10 protein-coding genes are annotated in these 10,011 nt (G+C 61.4%); 8 read left to right on the forward strand and 2 right to left on the reverse strand.

The features are described 5' to 3' along the window. Positions 1–67: 67 nt before the first annotated feature. The gene (locus tag ACCD05_RS08325) at positions 68–1,402 is read right to left on the reverse strand and encodes an aspartate aminotransferase family protein (RefSeq protein ID WP_112436624.1); all 1,335 of its coding nucleotides are present in this window, start codon (positions 1,400–1,402) and stop codon (positions 68–70) included. Positions 1,403–1,551: 149 nt separating this feature from the next. Between ACCD05_RS08325 and ACCD05_RS08330 the strand changes: the two genes are divergently transcribed. From ACCD05_RS08330 to ACCD05_RS08365, 8 genes are all read left to right on the forward strand, one after another. Beyond that, positions 1,552–2,100: a cupin domain-containing protein gene (locus tag ACCD05_RS08330; protein ID WP_047504707.1), complete on the forward strand. Its 549-nt coding sequence runs from the start codon at positions 1,552–1,554 to the stop codon at positions 2,098–2,100. A gap of 184 nt (positions 2,101–2,284) precedes the next feature. Then, positions 2,285–2,932 (forward strand): response regulator transcription factor, encoded by a 648-nt coding sequence (locus ACCD05_RS08335; RefSeq protein WP_413392079.1) that lies wholly within the window; start codon positions 2,285–2,287, stop codon positions 2,930–2,932. A gap of 142 nt (positions 2,933–3,074) precedes the next feature. Next, a complete protein-coding gene (locus ACCD05_RS08340) occupies positions 3,075–4,217 on the forward strand; it encodes a M24 family metallopeptidase (protein WP_112436626.1) in 1,143 nt (380 codons plus the stop codon). A gap of 165 nt (positions 4,218–4,382) precedes the next feature. Beyond that, on the forward strand, positions 4,383–5,408 hold the full coding sequence (locus tag ACCD05_RS08345) for a hydroxyacid dehydrogenase (protein ID WP_112436638.1): 1,026 nt from the start codon (positions 4,383–4,385) through the stop codon (positions 5,406–5,408). Positions 5,409–5,775: 367 nt separating this feature from the next. Then, positions 5,776–6,762 carry a Gfo/Idh/MocA family protein gene (locus tag ACCD05_RS08350; protein WP_112436627.1) on the forward strand — a complete coding sequence of 329 codons (987 nt, stop codon included), beginning with the start codon at positions 5,776–5,778 and terminating at the stop codon, positions 6,760–6,762. 49 nt (positions 6,763–6,811) lie between these two features. After that, positions 6,812–7,135, forward strand: a complete 324-nt coding sequence (locus ACCD05_RS08355) for a helix-turn-helix domain-containing protein (protein ID WP_112436628.1) — start codon at positions 6,812–6,814, stop codon at positions 7,133–7,135. A 28-nt stretch (positions 7,136–7,163) separates the two neighbouring features. Then, the gene (locus ACCD05_RS08360; RefSeq protein WP_112436629.1) at positions 7,164–7,511 is read left to right on the forward strand and encodes a CAP-Gly domain protein; all 348 of its coding nucleotides are present in this window, start codon (positions 7,164–7,166) and stop codon (positions 7,509–7,511) included. Between the two features lie 52 nt (positions 7,512–7,563). Further along, positions 7,564–7,803, forward strand: coding sequence for a hypothetical protein (locus tag ACCD05_RS08365; protein WP_018896699.1), 240 nt, complete (start codon positions 7,564–7,566; stop codon positions 7,801–7,803). A 342-nt stretch (positions 7,804–8,145) separates the two neighbouring features. Here ACCD05_RS08365 and ACCD05_RS08370 read toward each other — a convergent pair whose 3' ends face one another. Further along, the gene (locus ACCD05_RS08370) at positions 8,146–9,924 is read right to left on the reverse strand and encodes a diguanylate cyclase (RefSeq protein WP_112436630.1); all 1,779 of its coding nucleotides are present in this window, start codon (positions 9,922–9,924) and stop codon (positions 8,146–8,148) included. Positions 9,925–10,011: the final 87 nt, after the last annotated feature.

Consider the following 10,011-nt stretch of genomic DNA (forward strand, 5'->3'; position numbering starts at 1 on the left):
GCCAACCCGCTCTTTTGGTTTTTTGTGTTTTGGGGGCCTCTTAAAACCCCGCCCCTAAAAAAATTGATCAGGCTGCGCGCTTCAGCGCGTCGCCGATAATCGAGACGATCGTCTCGATCTGATCCTTTTCGATGATCAACGGCGGCGAGAGCGCGATGGTGTCGCCGGTGACGCGGATTAGCAGCCCCTTCTTGAAGCAATCGACGAAGACGTCATAGGCGCGGGCGCCGATCGCACCTTCACGCGACGAGAGCTCGATGGCGCCGACCAGGCCGAGGTTGCGGATATCGACGACGTTCGGCAGGCCCTTCAGCGAGTGAAGCGCTTCCTGCCAGGTTTCCGTGAGACCGGCGCCGCGCGTCAGCAGGCCTTCTTCTTCGTAAACCTCAAGCGTGGCGATGCCGGCGGCGCTGGCAACAGGGTGGCCGGAATAGGTGTAGCCGTGGAAGAGCTCGATGGCGTTCTCAGGGCCGGTCATCATCGCGTCATAGACCTTGCGGCTTGCAAACACAGCACCCATCGGGATCGCGCCGTTGGTCAGGCCCTTGGCCGTGGTGACGAGATCGGGCACGACGCCGAAGTAATCGGTCGCGAACGGCGTTCCAAGGCGTCCAAAGCCGGTGATGACTTCGTCGAAGATCAACAGGATGCCGTATTTGTCGGCGATCGCACGCAGGCGCTCCAGATAGCCCTTCGGTGGCAGGATAACGCCGGCGGAACCGGACATCGGCTCGACGATGACAGCCGCAATGGTTTCCGCGCCGTGCAGGGCGACCAGACGTTCCAGATCTTCGGCAAGCTCGATGCCATGGGCCGGGAGGCCCTTGCTGAAGGCGTTGCGCTCGACGTCGAGCGTGTGGCGCATGTGATCGGCCGGGATCTGCGGGAAGACGCGGCGGTTGTTGACGAGGCCGCCGACGGAGATGCCTCCGAAGCCAACGCCGTGATAGCCTTTTTCGCGGCCGATGATGCGGGTGCGGGTGCCCTGCCCGATGGCGCGCTGATAGGCGATGGCGATCTTCAGCGCCGTGTCGACGGATTCAGAACCGGAACCGGTGAAGAACACGCGATCAAGCTGCGCGCTCGGACCACCAGGGGCGATCTTGGCAAGGCGCTCGGCGAAATCAAATGCGATCTGATGGCCCATCTGGAAGGTGGGGGCGAAATCCATGGTCATCAGCTGACGCTCGACAGCCTCGGCGATCCGCTTGCGGCCGTGGCCTGCATTCACGCACCACAGACCGGCGGTACCATCCAGCACCATATTACCGTCGACATCGGTATAATACATGCCTTCGGCGGAAGCGAGCAGACGGGGGGCCGCCTTGAACTGGCGGTTGGCCGTGAACGGCATCCAGAAGTTATCGAGCGACGGGCTGTTTGCTTTGCTGATCTGGTCCATGAGGTCTCTCCGGAATGGTGATGATGAAGTGATCGGCCAATTCAGATTCTCGAACAAGCCCTTTTCTCGCTGTTTTCAACCCATTGAAAATCATGGCCTTCAAAGTCGAATGTTGTTATATTTCGAACATTCGAAACTTTGGAAACACCATGTCCGTCGATATCGGCCAGCGCTTGCGCCATTTGCGCATGCTTCACAATCTTTCGCAACGCGAACTGGCGAAGCGGGCGGGCGTTACCAACTCCACCATTTCGCTGATCGAATCCAATTCATCCAACCCATCGGTGGGCGCCTTGAAGCGTATTCTCGATGGAATCCCGATCGGCCTGGCCGAGTTCTTCGCCTTCGAGCCGCAGAAATCGCGCAAGGCGTTTTACGCCGCCGAGGAGCTGGTTGAGATCGGCAAGGGGCCGATTTCCTATCGGCAGATCGGCGAGAGCCTGTTCGGTCGACAGCTACAAATCCTCAAGGAATGCTACCAACCGGGCGCCGACACAGGCAAGGTCATGCTCGTGCATGAAGGCGAGGAAGGCGGCATCGTGCTTTCGGGCCGCATGGAAGTGACGGTCGAAGACGAGCGCCGCATCCTGGGCCCCGGCGATGCCTATTATTTCGAGAGCCGGCGCCCACACCGCTTTCGCTGCGTCGGACCGGTCCCATGCGAGGTGATCAGCGCCTGCACGCCGCCGACGTTCTGATGCAACGTCAATTGGCGGACGAACATCAGGACCCCAAACCTAAGTATAGTGTGGCCGGTCTTCATGTCTGGCTATGGTTGCTTCGCTGCAAAGATGCGGGCACAACGTGCAGGGACGAGCACGCCCGCATTCGAAGCGACAGGATGAGGAGCTCCGCGAAATGACCCAGCTCTGGAGAAATGCCGTGAGTGACATGCGACGAGCGACCGTGGTGCAGCCGGCATCCCCCATGGTGCTGATCGTCGATGACGACATTTCCGTGCGCGAGCCGCTTGTCGATCTCTTTCAATCGGTCCGGATCGATGTGTCCGCTTTCGACAGTCCTGCAGCGCTTCTTGCCGGCGCGGACCTGAAGCGGCCGGGGTGCATTCTGCTCGACGTTCGTCTCCCGGGGCTGAGCGGCCTCGATTTCCAGGGGCAGCTGGAGCGCATGGGAAGCAAGCTCCCGATCGTCTTCATGAGCGGTTTCGGCGATATTCCGATGAGTGTGCGGGCGATGAAGGCCGGCGCGGTGGATTTTCTCGTCAAGCCGTTTCGCGATCAGGACCTGCTCGATGCCGTTTCCACGGCGATAGAGCGCGACGCGGTGCAACGCCGCGACAATGCCGAGGGCGATGCTGTCGTTACCCTGGCCGAGACGCTGACCCCGCGCGAGCGTGAGGTGATGATGGCGGTCAGCAAGGGGCTGATGAACAAGCAGATCGCCTATGATCTCGGGATCAGCGAGATCACCGTAAAGCTCCATCGCGGCAACGTCATGCGCAAGATGGAGGTTCGCTCGGTCGCCGATCTCGTGCGCAAGGTCGAGCTGCTGGCCACGCGCCAGCCGTAACAACTGACATCGACAGCCCGCTTCCGGTTGACTTGACGGCTGGAGCAGGACTAGCTGCGCGCGATCAAGCCGCGACTTGATTGCTGATGAGGCGGTGCAGGTGCGCCGACAAAACAGCGGATCGATATCAAGAGGAATAGCCATGTCGGCCACACCCCGCCCCGCCCCGATTTCCGAAACCGAACGCCGCGAGCGGCTTTCGACGCTGCGCAGCCGCATGGGTGCCGCCGGCGTGGACGCCGTGCTCCTCGGCTCGACGGAGAGCTTGCGCTATTTCACCGGCCTTGTCTGGCATCAGAGCGAGCGGTTGGTCGGCGCGCTGATCACCCAGGCGGACCTCTTCTACGTCGTGCCGGGTTTCGAGCGCAGCCGCGTGGACAGCCTGCCGAAACTCGACGGCGCGATCGTGACTTGGGAGGAAGACGAAAACAGCGCCGAGACCGTAGCCGCCCTGCTCACGGCGAAGGCCCGCGTTGCGCTCGACGACGCCTTGCCGCTATTCGTCTATCACGCGCTTGCCAAGGCGCTCGGCGCGGAGCGCCTTGTCGATGGCGCCCGCCTGATCCGCGATATCCGGCTGCGCAAGTCCGCGGCCGAAATCGGCATCATCCAATACGCGATGAACCTGACGCTAGAAGTCCACCGCCGCGCGCATACCTATATCAAGCCCGGCGTCCTCGCATCGGATGTCGTGCGCTATATCGACGAACAGCACCGCGCGCTTGGTGCTGCTGATGGATCGAGCTTCTGCATCGTCTCCTTCGGCGAGGCGACCTCGCTGCCGCATGGCGCCGACGGCGAGCAGACCTATGCGGCCGGCGATGTCATTCTGGTCGATACCGGATGCCGGATCGACGGCTATCATTCCGATCTGACGCGCACCTATGTCCTGGACGAGCCGGATGCGGACTTTGCCCGCGCCTGGGCGATCGAGCGCGAGGCGCAGCAGGCCGTTTTTGACGCCGCCAAGCTCGGCGCCGCCTGCTCCAGCCTGGATGACGCGGCGCGCGCGGTCATGGTTCGCCATGGCCTTGGGCCTGATTACGCGCTGCCCGGCCTGCCGCACAGGGCCGGCCACGGCCTTGGCCTGGAAATCCATGAGGAGCCCTATATCGTACGCGGCAACAAGACGGCGCTTGAACCTGGCATGTGCTTCTCGAACGAACCGATGATCGTTTTCCCCGACCGCTACGGGATCCGCCTCGAAGATCATATCCACATGACCGAGACGGGCGCGGCATGGTTCACGCAGCCAGGCAAGAGCCCGACCGAACCGTTTGCGTGAGATGCACGACATCGCCTGACTGAGCTGTCGCCGGACAGAATGGAAGCGAGAGGCCGCTGCCCGCGCAGCGGCCTCTCATCGTTTTACGGCGACGGTCCCCACTGCCCCCTGTTCCAAGCGGCATTTGCTGATAAGTCTTGCTCTCGGGGAATGGAGGAGGATGTGATGAGCCGCAATATTGTTCTGGTGGACCCTTTGCCACGAACGCTCGATCTGATCATGAAGCCGGATGTTCGCCGCCGGCTGGAAAATCTCGGCGAGCTGGTGATTTCCGAAGATCGGCAGATGCCGGCTGAGCAGGTCGACGCATTGCTTCCCGAGACGGTGCTGATCTTCGGGCAGACGGACATGCCGCGGGAGCGACTGGACCGGGCGCCGAAGCTGAAGGCGATCATCAATGTCGAATCCAACTTCATGCCGAATATCGATTACCAGGCCTGCGTGGAACGTGGCATCTGGGTGATCACGCCGGCATCGGCCTTCGCATCGCCCGTGGCTGAGGCGGCACTCGGCATGGCGCTCGATCTTGCACGCGGCATCACCCGGGCCGACCGCGACTTCCGTGTGGGAACCGAAGAATATGGGCTGGCCGGCAACGACGGCGTCTTCCGCTTTGCCGGCGCGCCGGTCGGGATCATCGGCTTCGGCGATCTCGGTAGGCAGTTGCGTGATCTGATCCGCCCGTTCAAGAACACGGTGCGCGTGTTCGACCCATGGCTGCCCAGCGAGGTCATCGAGCGGCTGGATTGCGTGCCATCCAGTCTGGACGAGACATTGAGCGAGAGCCAGGTGGTTTTCGTCTTCGCCAGCGTGACCAGCGAGAACGAGCACTTCATCGGCCGTCGCGAGTTTCAGCTGATGAAGCCGGGCGCCGCCTTTCTGCTGATGAGCCGCGCGGCAGTGGTCGATTTTCCCGCGTTGCTGGAGGCGGTGAAATCCGGCCACATCATCGCCGCGACCGACGTCTTTCCGGAAGAGCCCGTGGCCGGCGACGACCCCGTGCGCGGTTTGCCGGGTTTGCTGCTCTCGGCTCACCGCACCGGCGGCACGCGCGATGCCTTCTACGAACTCGGCACAATGGCCGTCGCCGATGCCGAACTCATCATGAAAGGCCTGCCGCCGCAGCTTTGCCGGCGTGCGGATCCGGCAACGGCGAGCCGTTTGCGCTCCAAACCGGTGGCGATGTCCTGAGATCGTCTTGGGATAGAGCAGAAAATAAAAAAGCCTGTCGCGGGAGGAGGTGCGACAGGCTTTTTAAAACAAATGAACAGCAGCTGGGAGGAGGAGTGCTACTGTTCGCGCAAGTCCCTCTGGGAGGAGGAGTGAGGCACTTGCAAAGTCGAAGCTCTGCGGAAGGAGGATGCATCGCTTCGATGGATATGTATGTACACACCCACGCGCCTAAACGGTAGGCAAGTTTGCGCAAGGCAGCCATGCGCCATGCGCTTGGCGCGGAGCTCTCGATATGGCCGTCGGAGCACGAAGCCCCTGTACTGATCGACCGATCCAACTATAGAACCAGCAGTCACGCGGAAATGCTGGTGAAAGGCGACACTGAATGCTGCGCTGGGGAATTCTCGGAACGAGTTTCATCTCGAACACGGTGGCCGAGGCCATCAATGGCAGCGACGGATCGGTGATCGGCGCGGTCTTCGGTCGCGATCCCGAGCGCCTCGCAGCCTTTGCCGACCGCTACGGCATCTCCGTCAGGCATCCCAGCATCGATGCGCTTGTCGACGATCCCGATATCGACGTGATCTACGTTGGACTGCCTAACAACGTGCACCACGACGCGGTCATCAAGGCGGCGGCACGCGGCAAGCCGGTGCTCTCGGAGAAATCGCTGACCACGACGATGGAAGAAGCGCATGCGCTTGCCGCCGCTGTCGAGCAGGCCGACATCTTCTTCCTTGAAGGGCTGATGTATCTCAGCCATCCCGTCATCTTCGAACTCGGCGACATCATCCGGTCCGGCCGTCTCGGCACGATACGCTCGATCTCGGGCGCCTATGCCGCCGATATCTGGCGGGTCGTCAATCCCGCGGGCGGCGGAACGCTCTACAATCTCGGCTGCTATCCGGCCTCGCTGATGCACTACGTCATCCAGACGGCCTTCGGCGCCGACGCCTTCGCGGATCGCGTGATCTCGGGACATGGCAACCGGTCGAGCCACGACGGCAACATCTGCGACGCGGCGCTCACCACCCGCTTCGGCTCGGGCGTTTTGGCGACGCTGCAATCGACGGACAGCTATGGCATGTCGTTCGACTTCACCGTGCGTGGCGACCGCGCCTCGGTCCGATTCCTCACCAATCCGTGGCTGCCCGTTGCCGGCGACAATCTGCTGGAGATCGAGGAATACGGCCTGCCCGCGGAACGCATCGTCGTTCCGTCGGACCATGACGCCTTCGGCCATCAGGTTCGCCTCGTCGAAGACTGCCTACGCAAGGGGCTGAAGCAGGCGCCGCGCCCCTCCCCGCGCCTTTCCGATTCGATCGAGATCATGCAGTTGCTGACCGAATGGGAGCGATGCTGCCGGGCGTAACCGGTCGTCCAGCTTGAGAAAAAGATCGATCCGGTTATATAAAATCATCATGATAACGTCAGCACAGATACGTGGCGCCCGCGCGATGCTCGGTCTCCAGCAAGCCGAACTGGCCGATGCCGCCGGCATCTCCGTAGCGGATCTCGACCGTATCGAGCGCGGAGCCGAAAGCGCCGACGCCACACTTCTCGCCGTCAAGCAGGCGTTCGAAGCCTCGGGCATCATCTTCGAAGCGGACGGAGAATTGATATCAGGCGGGCCGGGCGTGCGGCTGGCGCAATCGGCGGGCAAGTCGTTCGACACGGTCGAGACGGAAGTTGTTCAATATCCGGAATTCATGAAGAACGACGCACCTCCCGGTGCCGGCGGGTGAAGTTGAGGTTGAGGTTGAGGTTTGTGAGATGAGCTACGACTTTCATGTCGGCCAGAAGGTCGTGTGCATCGATGACACGTTCAAGCATGTCAGCATCGATCAGGGTATCCGCAAGGGCGAGATCTACACGCTGCGCTGGGTCGGCGAATACACGCATTATATCGACGGCACCTTCTTCGGCGTGAAGCTGGAGGAACTGCATCGCGGCAACGACGACGGTCCTGAGGGCTACGGCGCCGCCGACATGCCATTTCGCGCCACCCGCTTCCGCCCGCTGGTCAAGGACAAGATTTCATCGCTGCGCAAACTGCTTGCGCCAACACCCGATGCGCCGGTGGAGCCGAAGGTGAAGGTCAAGAAGAAGGAAGAGGTCTGAGCTCGATGCCATATGGCCTCATCGAACCGACCCATTAATTTGAGGACAATTCTTGAATAGCGTTTCCGATCTCGTCGCCTCCGCAAAGACCGTTCACGCACGCTATCTGGCAGGTCGCATGGAGCGTGAAACGGTCAGGGAGTGGGTCATCCGACTTGGCTCCTATCCTCAGCCGCACGGCGACCGGGTGCGCGAGGCAGCAGAGTGGTTTCGCGCCGCCCAGACCGATCCCGTCCCGCTCGAAGTCAAGCTTGTCGATCTCGATCGCCTTTCCGCAATCGTTTCAGGCTGACCGAAATAGGTAGTCTTCGCGCAAAACGAACCCATAAATGGCGCTTGAACTTCCCAGAAGTTGCGTTACACTCAACTTACATAATTCGTCTCTGACGGCTGACCACGGAGGTACTGGCAGTCGTTGTCGAGACGGGTCGAGGAAGGTCGGTGCGGTTTCGCCCCGGCCTTTTTCTTTACCGGATTGGCTGAAAATATGCGCCGGCAGGCTGCAGCGGCGGTGGAAAAAGCTACCGCGCCGCCCTGCTGGTCCTTGGCGGGTTCCACGATACTGCCTGATTGCGGCCATCGCGCTTGGCCTGGTAGAGGCCTTGATCGGCCCCAAGAATAAGCTCGGCGGCGCTTATCTGTTGCTTCCAGTTGGACTTGCCGAAATGCCGATGCTGGCCGTCACCACACCATATTCGCTGCCGGTGTGAGCGATAGCCCGCGCGAGCAAACTGCTGCGGAACTGCTCCGCCAACGCCAGCGCCTTGGTCTCATCGGTATCGGGCAGCAGAACGACAAATTCCTCGCCGCCGAACCGCGCCAGCACGTCCTGCGGCCGGTTCATCGTGTGGCGCAGGCAATCCGCAATCGCCTTCAGACACGCGTCGCCTTCAGGATGGCCGTAGGTGTCGTTATGGGCCTTGAAGCGATCGACGTCGATCATCAACACCGCCATTGGCCGGCGTTCCAGGCGGCTTCGCTCCACTGCAACCGACATCGCGTGGTCAAAGGCCCGGCGGTTGAGCAGCCCGGTCAGCGCGTCGGTCTCTGCGAGGCTCTTCATCTGCTCGGCGACAGTCCTGAGCGCGAATTCGGCCTGCTTCATCGTCGTGATGTCTGAGACCGCAACGAGCGCCATGCCATTGTCGGCGACACGGGTGCGCAGGCTGAGCCAACGTCCGTCATAGAGTTCGATGTATTCTTCCTTGTCGAAGAACAACGCAGCGGCGGCTTCCGACAGCCATTCATCGGTGATCTCCTGACGGAAATCCCGTCGCTCATTCGATTCCACGACCTTCTTCAGTATCTCGCGAATATTCGTTCCGGGCACCCGGACCTCGCCCGACAGCGGAAAGAGCGCCGCATATTGCGTGTTGCTGAAGACGAGCGTGCCTGTCCGATCGAACATGGCGAAACCATCCGACATGCCGGCCATGGCGAGCGACAGCAGATCCTTGCTCTCGCGCAGTTCCTGCTCGATCTTTCGTTCCTCGGTTACATCGCGCGTCGCGCCCGCAAGCCCGATGACGGTGCCGGTCCGGTCGCGTAGCGGCACCTTCGATGTCGAATAGCAACGATCGCGGCCGCCTTCGCTCAGATACTCGATCTTGTCCAACTGCGACTGCCCGCTCTCCATCAGGGCCTGCTCTTCAGCATAGAGCATCTCCGCGCGGCGTTGCGTCGCCAGTTGGAAATCGGACGCGCCGACCATGGCCGCCGGTGACGGGTAGTGGTGGTGCTCGGCAACGTTCTTGTTGACGATGACGAACTTGCCTTCGCGGTTCTTCACGTAGTGAAAGTCGGGCGTCTGCGTCAGCGCCGCCGACAGGATATCGCGGTCATGCGCCATTCTTTCGAACTGGATCAAAACAAAGGCGGCGATCATCATGCTGAGGAAATTGAGAACCGTGATCGGGAACCCGACGAGTTCGACGGCGCGTGCATTGGCCTGCGACGTCAGCACCGACATGACCACCAGCAGCGTGGCCGATACCGCGATACCAAGCACGGCCGCATCGGCCAGCCTGACCTTGCGCCTTCTCACGATCAGATAACCGCAGAGACCGACCATACCGACGACGCATATGCTGGTTACCCCGTCGACCGCACCCGCCCCGCCCTCGGAGAGGCGAAACACCGAGGCGATCACGATCGTCAGGAGCACGGAGAAGGGGCCGCCAAACAAAGCCGAAACCGCCACCAGCGTATAGCGGAGATCGACGAAAACGCCTTGATCCAGCGGCACCGCCAGCATCATGGAGCAGATCGCACCGAGGCCCATGGCGATGCCGAACGCCTGGTTGCGCCGGCGCTCGGACAGGGCACGCGTGTGATAATAGGCGTGCGACCACAGCGATATTGCTAGCGCGGTGATGGCGAGGTTTCCGAGCAGTATCTGCCAAGTTGCGTTCATCGATGGTCTGGTCTGGAACTCAGGACAACAGAGAACCCAACTACATCAATTTTCTTTCCGTCCCTTTAATCCGCAGCGGCAGCTTCT

Source organism: Rhizobium sp. Rhizsp42, from assembly GCF_047304155.1.
GTDB lineage: Bacteria > Pseudomonadota > Alphaproteobacteria > Rhizobiales > Rhizobiaceae > Rhizobium.

Bases quoted from the DNA above. Each gene is read 5' to 3' on its own strand.
- ACCD05_RS08345 (WP_112436638.1), top strand. From the start codon at position 4,383: ATGAGCCGCAATATTGTTCTGGTGGACCCTTTGCCACGAACGCTCGAT.
- ACCD05_RS08360 (WP_112436629.1), top strand. From the start codon at position 7,164: ATGAGCTACGACTTTCATGTCGGCCAGAAGGTCGTGTGCATCGATGAC.
- ACCD05_RS08325 (WP_112436624.1), bottom strand. From the start codon at position 1,402: ATGGACCAGATCAGCAAAGCAAACAGCCCGTCGCTCGATAACTTCTGG.
- ACCD05_RS08355 (WP_112436628.1), top strand. From the start codon at position 6,812: ATGATAACGTCAGCACAGATACGTGGCGCCCGCGCGATGCTCGGTCTC.
- ACCD05_RS08370 (WP_112436630.1), bottom strand. From the start codon at position 9,924: ATGAACGCAACTTGGCAGATACTGCTCGGAAACCTCGCCATCACCGCG.
- ACCD05_RS08350 (WP_112436627.1), top strand. From the start codon at position 5,776: ATGCTGCGCTGGGGAATTCTCGGAACGAGTTTCATCTCGAACACGGTG.
- ACCD05_RS08340 (WP_112436626.1), top strand. From the start codon at position 3,075: ATGTCGGCCACACCCCGCCCCGCCCCGATTTCCGAAACCGAACGCCGC.
- ACCD05_RS08330 (WP_047504707.1), top strand. From the start codon at position 1,552: ATGTCCGTCGATATCGGCCAGCGCTTGCGCCATTTGCGCATGCTTCAC.